This is a genomic window from Paraburkholderia sp., assembly GCF_047605525.1.
Lineage (GTDB): Bacteria > Pseudomonadota > Gammaproteobacteria > Burkholderiales > Burkholderiaceae > Paraburkholderia.
The window spans coordinates 17300-38695 of the sequence record NZ_JASGFN010000007.1 but is presented as its reverse complement, the minus strand read 5'-3'; the positions used below and the strand labels follow the sequence as shown (position 1 = coordinate 38695).

At 64.4% G+C, this 21396-nt stretch carries 21 protein-coding genes; 11 read left to right on the top strand and 10 right to left on the bottom strand.

The window, feature by feature from the left end:
• Nucleotides 1-10 precede the first annotated feature (10 nt).
• The 9 genes from QM685_RS11925 to QM685_RS11885 form a co-directional block, all read right to left on the bottom strand.
• The gene (locus tag QM685_RS11925; RefSeq protein WP_415116034.1) at nucleotides 11-1099 is read right to left on the bottom strand and encodes an ABC transporter ATP-binding protein; all 1089 of its coding nucleotides are present in this window, start codon (nucleotides 1097-1099) and stop codon (nucleotides 11-13) included.
• 16 nt (nucleotides 1100-1115) lie between these two features.
• Complete coding sequence (locus tag QM685_RS11920) at nucleotides 1116-1910, bottom strand: ABC transporter permease (protein ID WP_415116032.1); 795 nt, start codon at nucleotides 1908-1910, stop codon at nucleotides 1116-1118.
• A gap of 1 nt (nucleotide 1911) precedes the next feature.
• Entirely contained in the window at nucleotides 1912-2796 is an 885-nt protein-coding gene (locus tag QM685_RS11915; RefSeq protein ID WP_415116030.1) for an ABC transporter permease, read from the bottom strand.
• A 62-nt stretch (nucleotides 2797-2858) separates the two neighbouring features.
• Nucleotides 2859-3890: a polyamine ABC transporter substrate-binding protein gene (locus QM685_RS11910; protein WP_415116028.1), complete on the bottom strand. Its 1032-nt coding sequence runs from the start codon at nucleotides 3888-3890 to the stop codon at nucleotides 2859-2861.
• A 122-nt stretch (nucleotides 3891-4012) separates the two neighbouring features.
• Entirely contained in the window at nucleotides 4013-4978 is a 966-nt protein-coding gene (locus tag QM685_RS11905) for a flavin reductase (protein WP_415116026.1), read from the bottom strand.
• Nucleotides 4971-5840 (bottom strand): alpha/beta fold hydrolase, encoded by an 870-nt coding sequence (locus QM685_RS11900; RefSeq protein WP_415116024.1) that lies wholly within the window; start codon nucleotides 5838-5840, stop codon nucleotides 4971-4973. Before QM685_RS11900 ends, QM685_RS11905 begins: the two co-directional genes overlap by 8 nt.
• Nucleotides 5830-6060: a hypothetical protein gene (locus QM685_RS11895; RefSeq protein WP_415116022.1), complete on the bottom strand. Its 231-nt coding sequence runs from the start codon at nucleotides 6058-6060 to the stop codon at nucleotides 5830-5832. The genes QM685_RS11900 and QM685_RS11895 overlap by 11 nt, the downstream gene beginning before the upstream one ends.
• A 69-nt stretch (nucleotides 6061-6129) precedes the next feature.
• Nucleotides 6130-6816, bottom strand: a complete 687-nt coding sequence (locus tag QM685_RS11890; RefSeq protein ID WP_415116020.1) for a GntR family transcriptional regulator — start codon at nucleotides 6814-6816, stop codon at nucleotides 6130-6132.
• 101 nt (nucleotides 6817-6917) lie between these two features.
• A complete protein-coding gene (locus tag QM685_RS11885; RefSeq protein WP_415116018.1) occupies nucleotides 6918-7208 on the bottom strand; it encodes a DUF1330 domain-containing protein in 291 nt (96 codons plus the stop codon).
• A 125-nt stretch (nucleotides 7209-7333) separates the two neighbouring features.
• Between QM685_RS11885 and QM685_RS11880 the strand changes: the two genes are divergently transcribed.
• From QM685_RS11880 to QM685_RS11860, 5 genes are all read left to right on the top strand, one after another.
• Nucleotides 7334-7936, top strand: a complete 603-nt coding sequence (locus QM685_RS11880; RefSeq protein ID WP_415116016.1) for an amino acid synthesis family protein — start codon at nucleotides 7334-7336, stop codon at nucleotides 7934-7936.
• Nucleotides 7905-9659, top strand: coding sequence for an alpha/beta fold hydrolase (locus QM685_RS11875; protein WP_415116014.1), 1755 nt, complete (start codon nucleotides 7905-7907; stop codon nucleotides 9657-9659). Before QM685_RS11880 ends, QM685_RS11875 begins: the two co-directional genes overlap by 32 nt.
• 11 nt (nucleotides 9660-9670) lie before the next feature.
• The gene (locus QM685_RS11870) at nucleotides 9671-10708 is read left to right on the top strand and encodes an LLM class flavin-dependent oxidoreductase (RefSeq protein WP_415116012.1); all 1038 of its coding nucleotides are present in this window, start codon (nucleotides 9671-9673) and stop codon (nucleotides 10706-10708) included.
• Nucleotides 10709-10720: 12 nt separating this feature from the next.
• Nucleotides 10721-12190 (top strand): aldehyde dehydrogenase, encoded by a 1470-nt coding sequence (locus QM685_RS11865; protein WP_415116010.1) that lies wholly within the window; start codon nucleotides 10721-10723, stop codon nucleotides 12188-12190.
• A 111-nt stretch (nucleotides 12191-12301) separates the two neighbouring features.
• Entirely contained in the window at nucleotides 12302-13714 is a 1413-nt protein-coding gene (locus tag QM685_RS11860) for a purine-cytosine permease family protein (RefSeq protein WP_415116008.1), read from the top strand.
• Nucleotides 13715-13798: 84 nt separating this feature from the next.
• Here the strand turns inward: QM685_RS11860 and QM685_RS11855 are convergent, their stop codons facing one another.
• Nucleotides 13799-14743 (bottom strand): LysR family transcriptional regulator, encoded by a 945-nt coding sequence (locus QM685_RS11855; RefSeq protein WP_415116006.1) that lies wholly within the window; start codon nucleotides 14741-14743, stop codon nucleotides 13799-13801.
• Nucleotides 14744-14920: 177 nt separating this feature from the next.
• On the opposite strand from QM685_RS11855, the gene QM685_RS11850 reads away from it, so the two are divergent.
• The 6 genes from QM685_RS11850 (at nucleotide 14921) to QM685_RS11825 (ending at nucleotide 21387) form a co-directional block, all read left to right on the top strand.
• Nucleotides 14921-16138, top strand: coding sequence for an FAD-dependent monooxygenase (locus tag QM685_RS11850; RefSeq protein ID WP_415116004.1), 1218 nt, complete (start codon nucleotides 14921-14923; stop codon nucleotides 16136-16138).
• A gap of 174 nt (nucleotides 16139-16312) precedes the next feature.
• A complete protein-coding gene (locus QM685_RS11845) occupies nucleotides 16313-17587 on the top strand; it encodes an MFS transporter (RefSeq protein WP_415116002.1) in 1275 nt (424 codons plus the stop codon).
• Between the two features lie 283 nt (nucleotides 17588-17870).
• Nucleotides 17871-18596, top strand: a complete 726-nt coding sequence (locus tag QM685_RS11840; RefSeq protein ID WP_415116000.1) for an ABC transporter permease — start codon at nucleotides 17871-17873, stop codon at nucleotides 18594-18596.
• A gap of 2 nt (nucleotides 18597-18598) precedes the next feature.
• A complete protein-coding gene (locus QM685_RS11835; protein ID WP_415116516.1) occupies nucleotides 18599-19717 on the top strand; it encodes an ABC transporter ATP-binding protein in 1119 nt (372 codons plus the stop codon).
• Complete coding sequence (locus QM685_RS11830; protein WP_415115999.1) at nucleotides 19714-20454, top strand: ABC transporter permease; 741 nt, start codon at nucleotides 19714-19716, stop codon at nucleotides 20452-20454. Before QM685_RS11835 ends, QM685_RS11830 begins: the two co-directional genes overlap by 4 nt.
• A 36-nt stretch (nucleotides 20455-20490) precedes the next feature.
• Nucleotides 20491-21387 carry a glycine betaine ABC transporter substrate-binding protein gene (locus QM685_RS11825; protein ID WP_415115997.1) on the top strand — a complete coding sequence of 299 codons (897 nt, stop codon included), beginning with the start codon at nucleotides 20491-20493 and terminating at the stop codon, nucleotides 21385-21387.
• Nucleotides 21388-21396 lie beyond the last annotated feature (9 nt).

Genomic DNA, 21396 nt, shown 5'->3' with positions numbered 1-21396 from the left:
GCCGTCATCGTCAAGCCTGCGCGAAGAGGCGCACGTCGCGCGCATCCCAGTCGACGAGCGCCTGCGCGCCGATCACGATGCCGCTGTCGTGGCGGTGCGCCGCCGGCACGCGAATCGAAATCTCCTGCTGCCAGGGCGTCGCCACCGCGTAGTGCATCGCGTCGCCCAGATAGGTGACGTCGCGCACGGTGACCGGAAGGCCCGACGCTCCCGTCGCGCTTTGCAGCGCGCTGATCCGCATCTGTTCCGGGCGGATCATCAGCGTGCCCTCGTCGCCGCTGGAGAGTGTCGCGCCGAAGGTGTCGGAAGCGATTCGATGACCGTTCGGGAACACGCCGTTCATACGGCCGTCGCTGTTCTTCGTCACTTTCACCGGCAGGAAATTCGAATTGCCGATAAAGCTCGCGACAAAGCGCGACGCCGGGTTCGCATACAGTTCCTCGCCGGTGCCGACCTGCTCGATGCGGCCCTGGTTGAATACGGCGATCCGGTCGGACAGACGCAGCGCCTCTTCCTGATCGTGCGTGACGTACAGGATCGTCACGCCGGTTTCCTGGTGAATGCGCCGCAATTCGAGCTGGATTTCCTCACGCAGCTTCTTGTCGAGCGCGGAGAGCGGCTCGTCCATCAGCAGCACCGGCGGATCATAGGCCAGCGCGCGCGCAATCGCGACGCGCTGCTGTTGGCCGCCCGACAGTTGCGCGGGCATGCGGTCGCGGCACTCGGACAGATGCACGAGCCTGAGCATCTGTTCCACTTTCGCCCTGATTTCCGCGTCCGGCCTGCGGCGCACGCGCAACGGGAACGCGACGTTCTCGCCAACGGTGAGATGCGGGAACAGGGTGTAGCGCTGGAACACCATGCCGATGTTGCGCCTGTTCGGCGCGACCTGAAGCAGCGGCTTGCCGTCGAGCAGCACGCGCCCGTCGGTCGGCTCCTGGAAGCCCGCGACGATGTAGAGCGTGGTGCTCTTGCCCGACCCCGAAGGTCCGAGGAACGTCATGAATTCCCCTCTGCGCACATCGAGGGAAACGTGGTCAATGGCGACCACATCGTCATAGGTCTTGCGCAGACGCTGGATTTGCAGGAAAGCAGTCATGGCTTGTCTACCTCGGTTATCGCACGCGGCGCAGCACGGCGCCCGCGAGCATCAATACGGTCGTCAATGCGACGAGCAGGGAAGACGCCGCCGCCACGACGGGCGTCAGGTCCTGACGCAGCGTCGACCAGATACGCACGGGCAGCGTCTGCAATGTCGGGCTCGACATGAAGATCGACACCACGACTTCGTCCCATGACGCGAGGAACGCGAATATCGCGGCGGCGAAGAGGCCCAGCCGTATCGCGGGCAGCGTGACGCGCAGTTTCACCGTGAGCGGCGAGGCGCCGCAGATGAGCGCCGCGTCTTCGAGCGCCGTGTCGAAGCTCACGAGCGAGTTGCTGATCGAAATGATCGAGAACGGCAATGCAATGATCAGATGGCCGATCACGAACCCGGTCATCGTGCCGTTCAGGCCGATGCGCAGAAAGAACGCGTAGAGCGCGACGGCCAGCACGACGACCGGCAGCACCATCGGCGTGAGGAAGAAGCCCTGCACCGCCTTGCGACCGCGAAACGTGCCGCGCACGAGCGCAAGCGAGGCGAGAAAGCCGATTGCGACGGAAAGCGCCGTGACGATCACCGCCAGCTTCGCGCTCGTCATCAGCGAGTCGAGCCAGCCGGGGTCGGTGAAGAGCTGGCGATACCACTCGAGCGTCCAGCCCGGCGGCGGGAAAATGAGCCACTGCGAATCGCCGAACGACAGCGCGACGATGAACGCAATCGGCAGCAGCAGAAACAGCGCGACGGCCGCGCCGACGGCCACCAGCATCCAGCGCAATGCGCCCAGACGATCGAAATCGAGCAACATGTCAGCGGCCTCCCGGACTTGCGCGCCCACCACCCGTGAAGCGCAGTTGCAACGCGTAGAGCGCGAGCGTCACGCTCAGCAGCACGAAGGCCGCGGCGCCCGCCAGACCCCAGTTCAGCAGTTCCTGCACGAGTTGCGCGATGAGTTCGGCGAGCATCATGTACGACGGACCGCCGAGCAGCGCGGGCGTGACGAAGTAGCCCAGCGCCATCACGAACACCATCAGCGCGCCCGACGCAATGCCCGGCATCGCGAGCGGCACGAGGATGCGCCAGAACGCCTGCCAGCGGTTGGCGCCGCACACCGCCGCGGCGCGCAGCGTGGACGGGTCGATGCTGCGCAGCGTCGCGTGCAGCGGCATCACGAGAAACGGCAGCATGATGTAGGTCATGCCGATCGTTACACCGACCAGGTTGTTTACGAGCCTCAGCGGCTCGTGGATGACGCCTATCGCCATCAGCACGCGGTTGATCGGCCCGGTCTCCTGCAGCAGCACCATCCAGGCGAAAGTGCGGGCAAGCAGGTTGGTCCACATCGAGAGCAGCAGGATCGCGAACAGCACCGAACTGAGTTTGCGCGGCGCGATCGCGAGCAGCCACGCCATCGGAAAACCCACCAGCAGCGTGACGAGCGTGACGACCGTCGCCACCAGAAACGTATTGCCGAAAACGCGCAGATACGTGGTCGTGCCCAGCAACTGCTGGTAGTTGTGCAGGCCCGGCGTCGGCTCGAGCACGCTGCGCAACAGCAGGGAGAGCACCGGCAGCAGGAAGAAGATCACGAGAAGCAGCATGGCCGGCGTGAGCAGCCGGATGCTGCGCCAGTCGCGCCGCTTGCGCGTGGCCGACGCGGGAGGATGCGCGACGGTACTCAATACGTTAGGCATGATGTCTCCAATGACGCCGGCTTGCGATGCGCCGGTCGCGTCTCGCCTCTATCGGCGCGTGCTTACTTCGATTGCCACGCGTACCAGCGCTTCGCAATCGCATCGCGGTTGTCGGCCCAGTACTTCATGTCGAGATTGACCTGCGAGTCCTTGTACTGATCAGGCAGCGTCTTCGCCAGCGCCGGCGGCATCAGCGCGGCCGACTTGAGGTTGATCGGCGCGTAACCCGTGTCGGCCGCGAACTTCGCCTGGGCCTGCGGGCTCGTCGCCGCCGCCAGGTACTTCATGGCTTCCGCGCGATGCTTCGCGCCCTTCGGAATCACCAGCATGTCGGCGGCGGTCAGGTTCTGGTGCCACGAAATGCCGACCGGCACGCCGGTTTGCGCGAGCGCGTGCAGGCGGCCGTTCCAGAACATGCCGATCGGCGCCTCGCCCGAAGCGAGCAACTGTTGTGACTGCGCGCCGCCGCTCCACCAGACGATGTCGCTCTTGATCGTGTCGAGCTTCCTGAACGCGCGGTCGAGGTCGAGCGGATAGAGCTTGCCGGGCGGCACGCCGTCGGCGAGCAGCGCGATTTCCAGCACGCCCGGCGCCGACCATTTGTAGAACGTGCGCTTGCCCGGGAAGCGTTTGGTGTCGAAGAGATCCGCCCACGTTTGCGGCTGCGCGCCCGTGTACTTCGTCTTGTTGTAGCCGAGCACGAACGAGTAGTAGAAGCTGCCCACCGCGGCGGGTGTCGCGAAGCGCGGGTCGAGCTCGTCCTTCTTCACGACCGAGTAGTCGATCGGCTCGATCAGGCCCGCCTGCTGCGCGGCATAGGCGAAGTCGCCCTCCACGTCCACGACGTCCCACGTCACGTTGCCGCTGTCGACCATCGCCTTGAGCTTGCCGTAGTCGGTCGGGCCGTCCATCAGTACGTTGATGCCGCTCGCCTGGGTGAACGGCTGCGCCCAATCCTTCTGCTGCGACGACTGGGTCGTGCCGCCCCAACTGGTGAACACGATCGGATCGGCGGCCAACGCGGGGCCTGCCGCGAGCGTCGTTGCGCAAAGCGCGGCAAGAGGTGCCAAAAACGGGATGCGTCTGCTGCTCATGTCTGTCTCCGGAGAAACGGTAGGTTGTCGCTTCGTCAGGCCGGCGGCGAGGATTGCGCCGGCTTCATGGTTGTGTTTTGCACCGCTTCGATGCGCCCTTCCTGCGCGCCGCGGTCTCTTCACTATGCGAGGCCGAGCGGCTGCACGGTGCCGGCCTCGCTGTCGCCGACATAAATGCCGAACGCGTCCTGCCTGCGTTCGCGCACATAGCGTTCGAGCATCGCGCGCACGGCGGCGTCGTTCACTTCGTCCCAGCGAATTTGCGAAAGCGGCACGATGCGCACGCTGCTGTCGAGCCAGGGCGAGCCGTTGTGAAGTACGCGGCCGCGATAATAGATTTGCACCTGGGACTCCGTGCCGCCGCGCTCCTCGAACACCGCGAACAGGAAGTCGAGATGCGCGCTCAGGCCGAGCTTCGCGAGCACGCCGCGCAGGCTCGCGGGGTCGCTTGCCGGTTCGAGCCTGATGCCCGTCGGCAGCGCCAGGCCTTGGGGCGTATCGACGAGCACCAGCCCGTCGCGATGTTCGAGAATCGCGCCCACGCGCGCTCGCGCGCCGGCCGCGGCGAGCGCGTCCTGCGAGAGGCTGAAGTTCACGTAGGCGCCACGGCAGTAGCCGAGCGGCGAGGAACTCGTATCAACGAAGTCGACCACGCGGCCGATCAGGATGATGTGATCGCCCGCGTCCACGACGTCATGCGTGGTGCAGTCGAAACTCGCCGCCGCGCCGTCCATGACGGGCGCACCGGTTTTGCGCGCGCTCCAGCGCACCTGCTCGAACTTGTCGGCGGCCTTCGACGCAAACACGCCCGAAACGTGCTTCTGGTCTTCGGCGAGCACGCTCACGGCAAAACGATGGGTTGCCGAGAACACGGCATGGCTGGACGCGGTCTTCGCGATGCACACGAGAATCAGCGGCGGGTCGAGCGAAACCGAGGTGAACGAGTTCGCCGTGAAGCCGCGCGGCGAGCCGTCGGGCTGGAGCGTGGTGACGACGGTCACGCCCGTGACGAACGCGCCGAGCGCGCGACGAAACCCGGCGACATCGAAAGCGTTTGCCGCGTTCGGGGCGGTACTCGACTCAGTCATGGCGTTCTCCACTGCTCACTGCGGGCGCGGCCGAGGCTTCGGCGAGGAACGCGAGCAGGCTTGCGTTGACGCGGGCCGGGTTGGTGACGTTCATCATGTGACGCTCGTTCGCGATAACTTCAGCGCGGGCGCGCGGCGCGACGGCCGCCATCGCCTGCGACATCTGCGGACTCGAATTCGGATCGCACTCGCCGGTGAGAAAGAGCGCGGGAACCGCGAGACCCGCGAGACGCCCCACGTGCGCGTCGTCCGAGCACGCAAAAAGACGGTAGGTGCGCGCGTAGCCCACCGGATCGACACCCAGCAGCAGCGTGCGCACCGCCTGCGCCGCCTGGGTCAGATGCCCCGGAACCGGATCGCCGAACCAGCGCGAAATCGTCGCGTCCACGCCGCTCGCGGCAGGCGCGTCGCCCAGACTCGCGGCGCGCGCCATCACCGCTTCGCGCTGGGCCGGCTCGCGGTCGTACACCGCGTTCAGCGCGACGACGCTCAACGCGCGCGGCGCGTTGACGAGCGCAAATTCCAGCGCTACCAGCGCGCCCATCGAATGCCCTATCACGTGCGCGCGCCCGATCTGCAAGGCATCGAGCAGCGCTTTGAGCTGCGCGGCGTATTCAGCGAGCGTGGGCGTCGCGCTCGGCAGCACGCTCTCTCCGTGACCCAGCATGTCGTAGACGACGACCCGGAACGATTCGGAGAGCGCTTCGATTTGCGGCGCCCAGACGCTCTGGTTCATGCCGACGCCATGAATCAGCACGACCGTTTCGCTCGCGGCGCCCGATCGTGATGCGTACACGCTGTAGCTCGTGCCCGCGGTGTGGCCCCGCGACACCGCACGCTGCGGCGCGAGTTCAGGTTTCATGGAATTCGGGCTCCTTTGGCAATGCGGCTGGCATCCGGTTCATGGGTTTCTCCCACGCGACGGAATGCACTTCGTCTTCGATGAGATTATGGTATTCCATCTTATGGTCGACAACAATGCACATCGTATTATGGAATACCATGAGATCGCCAACGGAGCTGCTGGCACGTTTCGGGCTTGGCGTAACGTCGCCCGGATCGATCAGGTCATCGACGGGCAAAGAAAAAGGCCGCCGGTTTTTGCCGGCGGCCTTTCTGAACTGAAGGAAAACGCGCGTGGGGAAATGGCGTCAGGCGTCGCCGACTGCCTCGTTCTGCTGGGCGAGTACGGACAACGCGAGTTCGGAGGTCCGTTTGATGTGGGCAAACGACGCCGCGGCAGCCGCATCGCCGTCGCGTCGCTCGATGGCATCGAGCAGCAGGTTCATCTCGCGGTTCGAATCGCCGCCGCGCCCCGGCATCGCGATGGTCAACGCGCGCAGGCGGTTGATGCGCGCATTGAGCGTCGTCACGACCCCCAGCGACACCAGCTTGTTGGCAGCTTCGAACAGCGTTTCGTAGAAGCGCTCGGTGTGCTCGAGCACGCGCGGCAGGTCGCGCTTCTCGAATGCATCTTCGATGGTCGCCCGGATCTCGCGCAGCCGCCGCACGACCTCGGGCGTGGCGTTCTCGGCGCAGGCACGGGCGGCGTTGGCTTCGAGAAGCCCGCGCAATTCGTAGATTTCGCTCACTTGCGTGGGATCGAGCCGCGCCACGATAGGCCCTTGCCGCGCGACGATCTCGACCAGCCCTTCGGTCTCCAGATGCCGCAGCACCTCGCGCACGACCGTGCGGCTCACGCCGAGTTCGTCGCACAGCGTGCGTTCGACGAGCCGGGTGCCCGGCCGGAAATATCCCTGGACTATCGCGGCGCGCAGTTTGTCGAGCGTGAGCTCACGCAGCGTTTTGACGTTGCGGTCGATTTTGAGGTCTTGCATAGGCGGCAGTTGGGAAATGGACAAAAGCCCGCGCACTGGGCACGTGCGCGGAATGCCATATTATGACCCAACTGACATCCAGCCTTCACGCAAGGGCACAATCAGCCATCCAGGCCCTCGACGATCGTGATCTGAGCCACGCAATGTCCATCGCGCCGGGTTTTGGCCGCCTGATATTCAGGCGAGTGATAACACCCGAGCGCCGTTCGCATGTCCTTGAACCGAATCACGACGTGCCGTTCGAACGACTCGCCTTCCAGAACCTCCGACGCGCCGCCGCGCGCGAGAAACACGGCGCCGAACTTCCTGAACGCCTCCGGCGCGATGTCCGTGTAGTCCTTGTATTTCACCGCATCGAGCACGGTGACATGGGCAATCCAGTATGCAGTCATTTCACCTCCTCTTCGCTTCCGGGATCGGTTGGGCAATTCCCGTCGCCTCGGGTTAACACTCATGGAATGCCGTAACATGGTATACCAAAATGCTTCACACGATCAACGTAACGAAGGAAGCTGCCATGAGCCTGATTCGCAAATCCATCCTCCATGTCGAGAACGTCTTCGTCGACGGCGACAAGGCCGCCGCGAAACCGCTGAAGATGATCGGAGCGGCCGCGGTGATCAAGAACCCGTGGGCGGGCCGCGGTTATGTCGAAGACCTGTCGCCGGAGATCCGCGCTATCGCGCCGCAACTGGGCGAACACCTGACGAAGCTGATCATCGACGAAGCCGGTTCCGGCGAAGCGGTCGAAGCGTTCGGCAAGAGCGCCATCGTCGGCCTCGAGGGTGAGATCGAGCATGCATCCGCGCTGATCCACACGCTGCACTTCGGCAACATCTATCGCTCGGCGGTCGGCGCGAAGTCGTATCTCGCGTTCAACAACACGCGCGGCCCCGCCAACGCGCCGCTGCTGATCCCGATGATGGACAAGAACGACGAAGGCCGCCGCTCGCACTACCTGACGCTGCAGTTCGCGATTCCGGACGCGCCGGCCGCCGACGAACTCGTCGTCGCGATCGGCGCCGCCACCGGTGGCCGTCCGCATCACCGCATCGGCGATCGCTACAAAGACCTCGCGGAACTCGGCAATGATGTCAAGAACCCTGCTGCTGTCAAATAATCGCGTCGCCCACTATCTCGAGCAGGGCACCGGCGAACCGCTGGTCCTGATTCACGGCGTGGGCATGCGGGCGCTCGCGTGGCACCCGCAAATCGAGGACCTGTCGTCCGGCTTCCGGGTGATCTCGGTCGATATGCCGGGCCACGGCGACAGCGATCCGCTCGAGGCGAACGCGGGCCTCGCGCAATTCGTCGAGTGGGCGGCGGATTTCATCGAGACATTGGACGCGGGCCCCGTCAACCTGGCCGGCCACTCGATGGGTTCGCTGATCGCCGCGGGCGTCGCCGTCACGCGGCCCGATCTGGTCAGGCGCGTGGCCGTGCTGAACGGCGTGTATCGCCGCACGCGGCAAGCGCGCGACGCCGTGCTGCGCCGCGCGGCCGAATTGCGCTCGGGCACCATCGACGTGCAAACGCCGCTGCAACGCTGGTTCACGGCCGGGGAGTCGCAACGCATCGCGGCGCAAAAGGTCGAGTCGTGGCTGAAGTCGGTCGACCTCGCGGGCTATGCCACGGCCTACACGGCCTTCGCCAATGGCGACGAGTTCTACGCCGACGGCTGGAACACGATCGCCTGCCCCGCGCTCGTGCTCACCGGCGCGGACGATCCCAACTCGACGCCGGCGATGGCGCGACAGATGGCGCAAGCCGCTCACCACGGCCGCGCCGTCGTGATCGAAAACGAGCGCCACATGGTGAACCTGACCGCGCCTAATGAAGTCAATCGCGCGCTGCGTGCGTGGTTGCAGACGCAGCCGCAGGCCGCAAACCTGAAATGGAAGTGTGATATGAGCGAACAGACAGCGAAGATCAACACCCGCGAGCTGCGCGATGCGTTCGGCGCGTTCATGACCGGCGTCACGATCGTGACCACGGCTCGCGAAGACGGCAAGCCGCTCGGCTTCACCGCGAATTCGTTCTCGTCCGTTTCGCTCGATCCCGCGTTGCTGCTCGTCAGCATTGCGAAAACTTCGGGCAATTACGAGACTTTTTCCACGACCGGACACTTCGCCATCAACATCCTCGCGGAAGGACAAAAGGATCTGTCCAACACATTCGCGCGGCCGAGCGACGATCGCTTCGCCAACGTGCGCTGGCATCCGAGCGCCAACCGCAACCCGCTGATCGACGACGTCAGCGCATGGTTCGACTGCACGACGCACGCGGTGATCGACGCGGGCGACCACGCGCTGATCATCGGCAAGGTCGAGGCGTTCCATTCCGCCGGATACGCGGGCCTTGGCTACTACCGCGGCGGCTATTTCACGCCGGCGAGGGTGTCGGCCGAGGTCATCGCGGGCCCGCAGGTCATCGTGAGCGCGATCATCGCGCGCGAGGACAAAGTGCTGCTCGTGAAGACCGCCGGCGACAAATGGGCACTTCCTTCGAAGGAGATCGGCAAGGAAGGCGCCGATAAGGCGCTCGCCGACATCTTCACGAGATACCAGCCCGATGCGTCGGCAAGCTTCATCTACTCGGTTTACAACAACACCGAGACCCATTACCAGTACATCTCGTTCCTGTGCAGCGCGCCGGACGAACTCGCCGCTTCGGGCGACGCGTCGGGCAGATTCGTGAGCCTCGACGACATCGAGACGCAAGCGTTCCAGGACAGTGCATTGGCCAGCATGCTCCAACGCTATCGCAAGGAAAGCCAGTTGAAGAGCTACGGGTTGTACTTCGGCGACCACAGCAACGGCACAGTCCGCCCGCTTCATTCCTGAAAGGTTAAATCATGCGTTTCTCGCTATTCGTTCATATGGAGCGCGTCTCCGACCAGACCAGTCAGAAGCAGCTATACGACGAAATGCTCGAGCTGTGCCAGATCGCCGATCGCGGCGGCATGCACGCCGTCTGGACCGGCGAGCACCATGGCATGGACTTCACGATCGCGCCGAATCCGTTTCTCAACCTCGTGGATCTCACCGGCAAGACCAGAAACGTCCGGCTTGGCACCGGCACGGTAATCGCGCCGTTCTGGCATCCGATCAAGCTCGCGGGCGAAGCCGCGATGACCGACATCATCACGAATGGGCGTCTGGAGCTGGGGATCGCGCGCGGCGCCTACTCGTTCGAATACGAACGCCTGATGCCCGGACTCGATGCCTGGGGCGCGGGTCAGAGAATGCGCGAACTCATTCCGGCCGTGAAGAAACTGTGGGAAGGCGATTACGCGCACGAGGGCGAGTTCTGGAAGTTCCCGTCGACCACGTCCTCGCCGCGGCCGCTGCAGCAGCCGCATCCGCCGATCTGGGTGGCCGCGCGCGACCCGAACAGCCACGAGTTCGCGGTGGCCAACGGTTGCAACGTCCAGGTCACGCCGCTGCATCTGGGCGACGAAGAAGTCGAAAAGCTCGTGAGTCACTTCAACGCCGCGTGCGAGAAGTTCAGCAACGTGCCGCGCCCGCAGATCATGCTGCTGCGCCATACGTATGTGGCGAGCAGCGAGGACGACGCGCAACGGGCCGCCGAAGAGGTCAACGTGTTTTACAACTACTTCGGCGCGTGGTTCAAGAACGAGCGTCCGGTGAGCCGCGGTCTGATCAGGACGCTGAGCCCGGAGGAGATCGCCGCTCATCCGTTCTACACGCCCGCCGCGATGCGCAGGAACAATGTCATCGGCACGCCCGCGGAAGTGATCGGGCGCCTGAAGGCATACGAGGCACTCGGCTTCGACGAGTACTCGTTCTGGATCGATACGGGCATGAGCTTCGAGCGCAAGAAAGCGTCGCTCGAGCGGATGATCAACGACGTGATGCCTGCGTTCAGGTAAGGAGTTGATTCCATGGATTTTCATTTTCAGCTTTATATCGACGGCCAGTTCGAGCCCGGCGCCGCGACGTTCGGAAGCGTGAGCCCGGCCACCGGCAAAGTGTGGGCGCACATGCCCGAAGCGCGCGCGGAGCAGGTCAATCGCGCCGTCGAGGCGGCGCACCGCGCGCTGACCGATTCCGCGTGGGCCGGCCTGACCGCCTCGGCGCGAGGCAAGCTGTTGTACCGGCTCGCCGGGCTCGTCGAAAAGGCGGCGCCGCGACTCGCTGAAATTGAAACCAACGACACCGGCAAGATCATTCGCGAAACGTCCAGCCAGATCGCTTACGTCAGCGAGTACTACCGCTATTACGCCGGGATCGCCGACAAGATCGAAGGCAGCAGCATTCCCGTCGACAAGCCGGACATGCAGGTCTGGCTCGAGCGCCAACCCGTCGGCGTGGTCGCGGCCATCGTTCCCTGGAACAGCCAGTTGTTTCTTTCCGCCGTCAAGCTCGGGCCGGCGCTCGCGGCCGGTTGCACGGTCGTGCTCAAGGCGTCCGAGGAAGCGCCCGGCCCCTTGCTCGAATTCGCGAAGCTCGTTCACGAGGCCGGCTTTCCGCCGGGTGTCGTCAACGTGATCACCGGCTTCGGGCCGGAATGCGGCGCGGTGCTGAGCGGCCATCCCAAGGTCGATAAAGTGGCCTTTACGGGCGGCCCCGAAACCGCGCGGCACATCGTCTCCAACACGTCCGGCAATCTCGCGAAGGTCTCGCTGGAACTGGGCGGCAAGTCGCCGTTCATCGTGTTCGCCGACAGCGATATCGAGAGCGCCGTCAATGCGCAGGTCGCGGCGATTTTCGCGGCAAGCGGCCAAAGCTGCGTGGCGGGCTCGCGGCTGCTGATCGAGGCATCCGTCAAGGCGCCATTCCTCGCACGGCTCGTCGAGCGCGTCTCGCGCATTCGGGTAGGCTCACCCAATGAGATGGCGACGGAATACGGTCCGCTTTGCACCGAAAGGCAACTGCGCAACATCGAGAAGATCGTCGCCAGTTCGGTGCGCCAGGGTGCCACGGTGCTCGCCGGCGGCCAGACGCTGGAGCGCGACGGCTACTACTACGCCCCGACGATTCTCGACTGCACCGGCGTGAGCAACGCCGACAGCATCACGACGGAGCTGTTCGGGCCGGTGCTTTCGGTGGATACGTTCTCTTCCGAGCAGGAGGCCATCGAGAAGGCGAACAGCACCGCCTACGGACTCGCCGCGGGCATCTTCACCGCCAGCCTCACGCGTGCTCATCGCGTTTCGCGGCGCGTGCGCGCGGGAATCGTCTGGATCAACACGTATCGCGCGGTCTCGCCGCTCGTGCCGTTCGGCGGCTTCGGGCTTTCCGGACACGGCCGCGAAGGCGGCATCAGCGCCGCGCTCGAATACACGACGACGAAGTCGGTATGGCTTCGCACGTCGGACGAGCCGATCAGCGATCCGTTCGTGATGCGCTGAGCGCGCCGCTCACCGCGGCACCGTTTCAAAGCCTCCCGGAGTCACACTACGCTACGCCCTGTCTGTCGGGGCGTGGCGCAGCCTTGTCCGTGCAATAGAGATGGAGACACCATGAAAAGTCCGGCGAACGATAACAGCGTTCTGACCATTGAAAGCAACTCGATCGAGTATGTCGCTCCCGAGAATCGGCATGGCAAGCCGGTCGATCTGTTCACCTTGTGGTTCTGCACGAATGTCGCGCCCCTTGCCGTGATTTCCGGCGCGACTTCAGTGCTGGTCTTTCACCTCGACGTGGTCAGCGCCATTCTCGCCATCGCGGCCGGACAGTTCTTCGGCGCCATTTTCCATGCCCTCACCTCCGCGCAAGGCCCGCTTGTCGGCGTGCCGCAGATGATTCAAAGCCGCGCGCAGTTCGGCCGGTATGGCTCCCTGCTCGTGGTCGGTTTCACCACGCTGATTTACCTCGGATTCTTCGTTTCGAACATCATTCTCGCGGGTAAAACGCTGCACACGGTGGCGCCCGTGGTGCCCGCGCAGGTAGGGACGGTGCTCGGCGCCATTCTCGCGACGTTCGTCGGCGTGATCGGGTATCACTTCATCCACCGCTTCAACAAGGTGGGCGCGTGGTTCATGGGCGGCGCGCTGCTGATCGGCATGATCATGATGGTGCCCGATCTCGACGCGCGGGTCTTCCAGCAGGGCCATTTCGAGGTGTCGGGCTGGTTTGCGATGTTCGGGCTGTGCGCCGTCTGGCAAATCAGCTTCGCGCCCTACACGTCCGATTATTCGCGTTATCTTCCGACCAGCACGGGCTTCGCGAAGACGTTCGCGTACACGTATTTCGGCACGTCGCTCGGCACGATCTTCGCATTTCTGTTCGGCGTGCTCGCGGTCAGCAGCGGCCACGCCACCGACGCCATGCAAGCCATCCGGGCGCAAACGGGCGTGTTCGGCTACGTTCTGATCTTCCTTTTTCTGGTCAATATCATCGGCCATAACGGCATGAATCTGTATGGCGGCGTGTTGTCGTTCATTACCGCCGCGCAAACCTTCCGTCCCAACTGGGTGCCGGGCCGCAACGTGCGCGTCCTCGTGTCGACGGTGCTGCTGGTTTCGTCCACCGTCACCGCGTTGTGGGCGTCGAGCAACTTCCTTGCGATCTTCCTGAACGCGATCTTCGCGATGCGTATCGTGCTCGTGCCCTGGGTGGCGATCAATCTGGTGGACTTCTACCTGATCAGCAACCGGCGCTACCGTGTCGCCGAGATCATCAGCAGCAACGGCGGCATGTACGGCTCGTTCAATTTCAAGGCCATCGCTATCTACATCTTCGGCATTGCGATCCAGGTGCCGTTCATGGACGAAAGCTTTTTCCACGGTCCGTGGGCATCGATCATGGGCGGCGCGGATGTCTCGTGGATGGTCGGCCTGATCGCGACGGCGCTGACCTGCTACCTGTTCGGATCGAACCACGGTTCGCGTGCGCCCCGCGTCGCGCCGACCGGCGCTCCCGCTTCCGAATGAGCGGCTCCCCGGCTCGCTCGTGAACATTGCCGCCCGCTTCGCGGCTCGTCGACAAGCCTGAACCTTCGGGCTTGTCGACCACTCCTATTTCCTTTGAGCGGACTTCGACCTGCGCGCAGACGTAACCCCATCCGCGAACAACTCGATCACCACCCCGCGCAGCCAGCGATTCCCTTCATCCTGCTGGACCCGTTCGTGCCAAAGCAGATGTATCGGCGCGGCGGGCAGCGTCACCGGCAATCCGCGCAGGCTGAGCGAGAACGGCTCGGCCAGTTGCAACGCAAGTCGCTCCGGCACGGTGGCGATCAGCTCGGTGCGTTGCAGGATATAGCCCACGCTCATGAAGTGCGGCACGGTCAGCCGCACCTGGCGCCGTACGCCACGCCGTTTCAGCCATTCCTCCACCTGGCCGTGACCGGTGCCGCCCGACACGACCACCAGATGCTCGGCGTCGCGCCAGCCGGCGAGCGTGAGCGGCACGTCTTCGAGCGGATGCCCGCGTCTGAACAGACAGACATAGCGCTGATCGAACAGGCGGCGCTGATAGAAGCCCCCCTTGAGTTGCGGCAGCAAGCCGATCGCGAGATCGACGCGGCCGTCGGCCATCTCTTCGCCCAGGTTGACGCCGGTGTTGCGCACCGTATTGAGCGCGACACCCGGTGCTTCCCGCGAGAGCCGTTCCAGTAACGCGGGCAGAAACACGACTTCGCCGATATCCGTCATGCCGATGGTCATGGTGCGCGTCGCGCGCAGCGGATCGAACCCGGTCACCGGATTGAGCGCGGTATGCAGCGTCGCGAGGGCCTGCGCAACCGGGTCCGCCAGGCGCAATGCGAACGGCGTGGGCACCACGCCGCCGGGCCCGCGCACGAACAGCGGATCGCCAAGCCGGCGGCGCAGCTTGGCGAGCGCATTGCTGACGCCGGGCTGGCTCATGTTCATTTGCTCGGCCACGCTCGCCACGCGCCGCTCCCGCATCAGGCGGTGGAAAAGCAGCAGCAGGTTGAGATCGATCTCGCTCAGCTCCATGATTTTGGCGTCTCCGGGCTCATTCAATTCAGTGATGATGCAGATTCCATCCATTTTATTGTGGAATGAGAGTCGGCCACCGAGAATATCCACACGACGTCCGCACGGCACACGCATTCGATACGCCGCTGGCGCGCTATCGCCACGCCTTTAAAACTGAACATCGGAGACACGGTCATGAAGCAGACGGATCTGACAATCGCCATCGTCGGCGCCGGTATCGGCGGCCTCACGCTGGCGCTCGCGCTGCGCGAGCACGGCATCGACGCGCAACTCTACGAGCAGACCGACGAACTGCGCGAGGTAGGCGCGGCGGTCGCGCTCTCGGCCAACGCGACGCGCTTCTACGATCGCATGGGACTGCGCACGGCATTCGAAAAGGTGTGCGCGGAAGTCCCCGGGCTTATCTATCGCGACGGCCGCAGCGGTGAGGTCATCGGCCATCATCGCGGCGCGCCGGATTATCGCGGGCAATTCGGCGGCTCGTACTGGGGCGTTCATCGCGCCGATCTGCAGATGGTGCTTTCGGGCGCGGTCGGTCTGGAGCGCATCAGGCTCGGCCATCGGCTCACCGATCTCACGCAGCATCCGGATCGCGTGGCACTGACTTTCGAAAACGGCCGGCGCGTCGAGGCCGATCTGGTGATCGGCGCGGACGGTGCGCGTTCGATCACGCGACGCTGGATGCTCGGCTATGACGACGTTCTGTATTCGGGCTGTTCGGGCTTTCGCGGCGTAGTGCCGGCCGCGCGCATGGATCTGCTGCCCGATCCCGACACGATCCAGTTCTGGGTCGGGCCGGGTGGCCATCTGCTGCACTATCCGATCGGCGACAACGGCGATCAGAACTTCCTGCTCGTCGAGCGTCATCCATCGCCGTGGCCATCGCGCGACTGGGTCATGCCGGCCAGCGAGGGCGAGCAGCTACGCCACTTCAAGGACTGGCATCCGGCTGTCGTGCAGATGATCACGGCCGTGCCGGTCAGTCAGCGTTGGGGCCTGTTTCATCGCCCGCCTCTCGGCCGCTGGAGCAAGGGCCGCGTGACGCTCATCGGCGATGCCGCGCATGCGCTCGTGCCGCACCACGGCCAGGGGGCCAATCAGTCGATTGAAGATGCCGTCGTGCTGGCCGACCAGCTCGCCAAGGCGGGGCCGGGCCACTGGCGGGAAGCGCAGGAAGCCTACGAACGTCTGCGCCGGGGCCGCACGCGCAAGGTGCAGTACGCGTCGATTTCCACCGCGGACGTGCTGCATCTTCCCGATGGGCCCGCGGCATTGGAGCGCAATGCCCGCCTCGACTCGCGCGAGCGGGTTCTGCATCACCTCGACTGGATTCACGATTTCGATGCCCTCACGCAGGAGCCGAATGAACGTCAGGGCGGCACCTGGCTTTGAGGTCGGCGTGCGAGCATCGCGAGCGAGGGGAAAAGCATGTCGCGTCCGTGCCGAACGACGTCGCGATCATATTATTCGCCGGCGATCGATCGTCCACATAATCGGCTTATCGACATCGCCGCCTGTTCGGGGTGGTCCGCCAGATAACGATTTTCCAGCGAATGAGACGCGCCCATGGACACGGATAAACGGACCTGCGCGGCATATCCGGATACGAGCGGCATCGGCGGGAACCGGCATCGCGTGCCGCGCGCAATCGGCTCCGAGATTGCCGCATTGATGCTGGCGTTTGCCGTGCTGATTACAGGCAACGGCCTGCTCGGTACGCTGGTCGCGTTACGCATGGTTCACTCGGACTTTTCTCCGATCGTCGTGGGTCTCGTTCAGACTGCGTATTACCTCGGTTTTATGATCGGCGCATGGTGGCACGGTTCAACGATTACACGGATCGGCCACCATCGCGCGTTCGCGACGTTCGCCGCTCTCGCGTCGTGCACCGCGCTCGGATACGCGGTCTCCATCCAGCCGCTGGTCTGGGCATGCCTGCGTTTCATGACCGGCTTTTGCCTCGTCGGCATTTTCACGGTAGTGGAGAGCCGGCTAAATAGCGTGGCGCCCAATGCATGGCGAGGACGGATCTTTTCGCTGTACCTGATCACCACGTATCTATGCGTCGGTGCCGGACAGTTTCTGATCGGCGCGGCCGATCCCTACGGCTTCGAACTGTTCAGTCTCGTCACGGGACTGTTCGCGGCGTCGCTCGTGCCCCTCGTGCCCCTCATGTCCGTTACCCTCGCCCATCGTCAGCCCGCCCCGGCAGACGTCCCTCCAAAGGCATCGACGCTCCGGTCCGGCCTGGCCGGCGTGCGCATCCTTCGTCGCGTGGCGCCGCTCGGCTTGTGGGGATGCTTCGCGGCAGGGCTGCTGAATAGCGTCTTCTACGCTCTCTATCCGGTGTACATGCGCGGTGCCGGCTATTCCGTCGAGGCGGTGTCTCATTTCATGGGCTTCGCGCTGATCGCGACGCTTCTGCCGCAATGGCCGGTCGCGCGCCTCGCCGACCGCTTCGATCGAAGGCGGATCATGCTGGCCGTCTCGGTCGCGCTGTGCGTGAGCAGCGCGGTACTTTTTCTCCGCGGCGACCGGTGGCTTCAGCCCCTCGCCTACCTGTTCGTCAGTCTGCTCTTCAGCATGTACGGCCTGTCCATTTCGCATGCCAACGACCGTCTCCCGCCGGCACACCGGGTCCCGGCAAGCGCGGCCTTGCTGCTCGCTTTCGCGCTCGGCGGCAGCGTCGGACCGCTCGCCGCGTCGTTCGTGATGACATGGGCCGGTCCGCGAGGCATCTACGCGTTCACGATGTCCGTGACCGCGGTCCTCACGCTGTTGATCCTGCGCAGCCTGTCGGCCCGTCACCGGCAACACTGGCCGTCGCCGGACTCCGCGTGAATCCGCGTCGAGCGTTCGCACCCGACACGCAAAAGGGCACCCGCCTCGCCCGATTCATCGGGTTTGCGTTGATGCGCTCGCACGCGCGAGCGCATCCGGGTCTTCCCTGACGATCCGCTCCCGCACGCCCGATTCCTCGCCACGAGACTCCATCACAAATCCGCCATGTCGCTTTTGTGACATAAAACGTCGACCGTATATTAATGGCCGGCGGGCCATCCTGCCTATCCTTCAGTCAGGCAGTAAAACAAAAGACGACCGCGCATGGCGGTCAGGAGACATTGTGGAAACCCTCAGTTTCATTCTCGGCAATCTGGCGTCGATCGCCAGGATGACGGTCGAGCATATCGAGATCGTCGGCGTGGGCGTCGGACTCGCGATCCTCACCGGCGTACCGCTCGGCATCGCGATCACCGTCAACGAACGCGTCGCGAAACTGGTCCTGTACGTCGCGTCGATCATCATGACGATTCCCTCCGTCGCGCTGTTCGGCCTGATGATTCCGGTGCTCTCGGTGATCGGCCAGGGTATCGGCTTTCTGCCCACGGTCATCGCGCTGTTCCTCTACTCGCAGTTGCCGATCATCCGCAACACGTACACGGCGATCAACAACATCGATCCCGCGTTGCGCGAGGCGGCCAGAGGCATGGGCATGAAGACCGGCGAGCGGCTGCGCCTCGTCGAAATTCCGATCGCGCTGCCCATCATCATGGCCGGCGTGCGCATGGCGGTGGTGATCAACGTCGGCATCGCGGCCATCGCCGCCTATATCGGCGCGGGCGGTCTCGGCAAGCTGATCAGCCGCGGCATCTCGCAGTCCGACCCGCGCCAGTTGATCGCCGGCGCGATCCTCGTCAGCCTGCTGGCCATCGCGGCCGACTTCGGGCTCGGCTACGTTCAACGGCGCCTCACGCCCAAAGGGCTGCGCAAGCCATCCCGGACCCTCGGTCTCGCGTTGCGGCTTGGCGCCCTGACGGGTTCCCGCAAACATTCACGACACGTGCAATGACCATGATCGAGTTATCGAACATCACGAAGCGCTACGACGGCGCAAGCACCCCGGTTGTCGACGGGATCAACATGTCGGTCGGCGCGGGAGAAATCTGCGTGCTGCTCGGGCCGTCCGGCTGCGGCAAGACGACCACGCTGAAGATGATCAACCGGCTGGTCCAGCCCACCTCCGGCAAGATCTTTCTCGAAGGCAAGGACACCGACGAATTCGACGTGGTGGAACTGCGCCGCCGGATCGGTTATGTGATTCAGCAGATCGGGCTGTTTCCGAACATGACCGTCGAGGAAAACATCTGCGTGGTGCCGCAACTGCTCGGCTGGGACAAGGCGAAGGCCCGCCGGCGCGCGGCGGAGCTGCTCGACATCGTCGCGCTCGATCCGGCCATCTACCTGAGCCGCTATCCGAAAGACCTCTCGGGCGGCCAGGCGCAGCGGGTCGGCGTGGCGCGCGCGCTCGCCACGGATCCGGCCGTGATGCTGATGGACGAACCATTCGGCGCGATCGACCCGATCAACCGCGAGCTGATCCAGGACGAATTTCTGCGGATTCAGAAGCAGGTCAGAAAGACCATCGTGTTCGTCAGTCACGACATCGACGAAGCGGTGAAGATGGCCGACAAGATCGCCATTTTCCGCGGCGGCCACATCGAGCAGTTCGACTCGCCGGACAACATCCTCGCGCGGCCGGCGAGTCCGTTCGTCGCGGGCTTCGTCGGCGCGGACCGCGCGCTCAAGCGGCTGCGTCTGGTGCGCGCCCGCGATGCGGTGTCGGCGAGCGGATGCGCGGTGCGCGTCGGCGAAAGCGGCGCGCGGGCGCGCGCGGTGATGGCCGAATACGGCGTCGACCAGATCGCGCTTGTCGATGCGACGGACCGGCTGCAAGGCTATTTCACCGCCGCGCAACTGCACACGCTGGACGGTTTGCTCACGCCGGCCGAGGCGCTCCCGGTCGAAGGCGCGGCCAACTGCGGCGACGATCTGCGCGCGGTGGTTTCCTCGATGTTCGCAAGCGGCACGTCACGGTTGCCGACGATCGACGACGACGGCCGGTTCGTCGGCTACATCGAGCAGGCGCATATCGTCGAACTGCTGCGCGTACCCGCGGGAGAACCGGCATGAAACCCGAACGGCAGACCGGCGCGCCGACGCGCGCGCTGAAGACCGCCGCCGCCGCGATGCTCGCGCTCGCGTGCACCGGAGCCCGCGCGGACAACTGGTGGTCCGGCATAGCCGAATACCGCGGCGACATCGCCTACCAGTCGGTCCAGATGATGGTGATGGTCGCGATCGCCGGCGTGCTGGCGATCGCCGTCGCGGTGCCCGCGGGCATTTATCTCAGCCGGCCGTCGCAGCGGCACGGCGCGGCCGTGGTCATGCAGACGCTGAACGTCGGCCAGGCGATTCCGAAGCTCGCGTTGCTCGCGCTGGCGATGAGCGCGATCGGCATCGGCCCGGTTCCGGCGATCTTCGGCTTGTGGGTCGCGACGCTGCTGCCGATCGCGCTCAATACGTACGAAGGTCTGCGCGCGGTCCCGCGTCCACTGATCGAGGCGGCCACGGGGATGGGCATGACCCCGCTGCAGATCCTCTGGCGCGTCGAATTGCCCAATGCGCTGTACGTCATTTTCGCCGGCATCCGCACCGCGCTGGCGATCACCGTCGGCACGGCGCCGCTGGCCTTTCTGATCGGCGGCGGCGGGCTGGGCGAACTGATCTTTACCGGCATCGACATGAACGATTTCACCATGTTGCTGGCCGGCGCGATTCCTACCGCGTTGCTGGCGATCCTCACCGACGCCTGCGTCGGACAGATGCAGCGCCGGCTCGTATCGCCCGGCGTCACTCCGAAGAACTGAACCTTCATCCGTCTCTACCTGCTCATTGAGAACACCATGAAACATTCATTGCTCAAGCGCGCGTTTGCGCTGATCGTCATGCTGGCCACCGGCCTGTGGAGCTTTTCGTCGTTCGCGGCAACGATCGTCGTCGGCGGAAAGAACTTTACCGAGCAGCAACTGATGGCGGAAATGACCACCCAGTTGCTGGAAGCAAAGGGCTTTACGGTGAACAAGAAAGACGGCATGGGAAGCGCCGTGCTGCGTCAGGCGCAGGAAAACGGCCAGGTCGACGTGTACTGGGAATACATCGGCACGTCGCTGATCACCTACAACAAGATCAACGACCGGCTCAGTCCGGACGACGCCTACCGTAAGGTCAAGGAGCTCGATGCCGCAAAGGGTCTGGTGTGGCTCAACCCGTCGCGGGCGAACAATACCTACGCGTTCGCGATGAACGAGGACGAGGCGAAAAAGCTCGGCATCGCGACCCTGAGCGACCTTGCGAAAGTACTCAAGAGCGGCAAGACGCTCACTTTCGCGTGCAATTCCGAGTTCTATGCGCGTCCCGACGGCTTGCGTCCGCTGCAAAAAACGTATGGGTTCGAGTTCACGCAGGACGAAATCAAGCGGATGGACTCGGGGCTCACGTATCAGGCACTCAAGGACCGTCAGGTCGATATCGCGCTGGTGTTCGCCACCGATGGCCGCGTACCCGCGTTCAACTTCGTCATCTTGAAGGACGACAAGGGATTTTTCCCGGCTTACGCGCTGACGCCGGTGATCCGCAAGGCGACGCTCGACGCCAACCCGTCGCTCGGGCCGCTTCTGAATTCGCTGTCGGCCAAGCTCGATGCGCCCACGATGGCCCGCCTGAACGCGAGCGTCGACGTATCGAAGAAATCCTTCAGCGACGTCGCGCACGAATTCCTCAAGCAGTCCGGCCTGATCTGATGCCGAGCC

Excerpts from the sequence above, each read along its gene's own strand:
- QM685_RS11855 (WP_415116006.1), bottom strand. The coding sequence starts at position 14,743 with ATGGAGCTGAGCGAGATCGATCTCAACCTGCTGCTGCTTTTCCACCGC.
- QM685_RS11920 (WP_415116032.1), bottom strand. The coding sequence starts at position 1,910 with ATGTTGCTCGATTTCGATCGTCTGGGCGCATTGCGCTGGATGCTGGTG.
- QM685_RS11890 (WP_415116020.1), bottom strand. The coding sequence starts at position 6,816 with ATGCAAGACCTCAAAATCGACCGCAACGTCAAAACGCTGCGTGAGCTC.
- QM685_RS11870 (WP_415116012.1), top strand. The coding sequence starts at position 9,671 with ATGCGTTTCTCGCTATTCGTTCATATGGAGCGCGTCTCCGACCAGACC.
- QM685_RS11905 (WP_415116026.1), bottom strand. The coding sequence starts at position 4,978 with ATGACTGAGTCGAGTACCGCCCCGAACGCGGCAAACGCTTTCGATGTC.
- QM685_RS11925 (WP_415116034.1), bottom strand. The coding sequence starts at position 1,099 with ATGACTGCTTTCCTGCAAATCCAGCGTCTGCGCAAGACCTATGACGAT.
- QM685_RS11875 (WP_415116014.1), top strand. The coding sequence starts at position 7,905 with ATGATGTCAAGAACCCTGCTGCTGTCAAATAATCGCGTCGCCCACTAT.
- QM685_RS11850 (WP_415116004.1), top strand. The coding sequence starts at position 14,921 with ATGAAGCAGACGGATCTGACAATCGCCATCGTCGGCGCCGGTATCGGC.
- QM685_RS11910 (WP_415116028.1), bottom strand. The coding sequence starts at position 3,890 with ATGAGCAGCAGACGCATCCCGTTTTTGGCACCTCTTGCCGCGCTTTGC.
- QM685_RS11825 (WP_415115997.1), top strand. The coding sequence starts at position 20,491 with ATGAAACATTCATTGCTCAAGCGCGCGTTTGCGCTGATCGTCATGCTG.
- QM685_RS11865 (WP_415116010.1), top strand. The coding sequence starts at position 10,721 with ATGGATTTTCATTTTCAGCTTTATATCGACGGCCAGTTCGAGCCCGGC.
- QM685_RS11845 (WP_415116002.1), top strand. The coding sequence starts at position 16,313 with ATGGACACGGATAAACGGACCTGCGCGGCATATCCGGATACGAGCGGC.
- QM685_RS11860 (WP_415116008.1), top strand. The coding sequence starts at position 12,302 with ATGAAAAGTCCGGCGAACGATAACAGCGTTCTGACCATTGAAAGCAAC.
- QM685_RS11880 (WP_415116016.1), top strand. The coding sequence starts at position 7,334 with ATGAGCCTGATTCGCAAATCCATCCTCCATGTCGAGAACGTCTTCGTC.
- QM685_RS11835 (WP_415116516.1), top strand. The coding sequence starts at position 18,599 with ATGATCGAGTTATCGAACATCACGAAGCGCTACGACGGCGCAAGCACC.
- QM685_RS11830 (WP_415115999.1), top strand. The coding sequence starts at position 19,714 with ATGAAACCCGAACGGCAGACCGGCGCGCCGACGCGCGCGCTGAAGACC.
- QM685_RS11915 (WP_415116030.1), bottom strand. The coding sequence starts at position 2,796 with ATGCCTAACGTATTGAGTACCGTCGCGCATCCTCCCGCGTCGGCCACG.
- QM685_RS11885 (WP_415116018.1), bottom strand. The coding sequence starts at position 7,208 with ATGACTGCATACTGGATTGCCCATGTCACCGTGCTCGATGCGGTGAAA.
- QM685_RS11900 (WP_415116024.1), bottom strand. The coding sequence starts at position 5,840 with ATGAAACCTGAACTCGCGCCGCAGCGTGCGGTGTCGCGGGGCCACACC.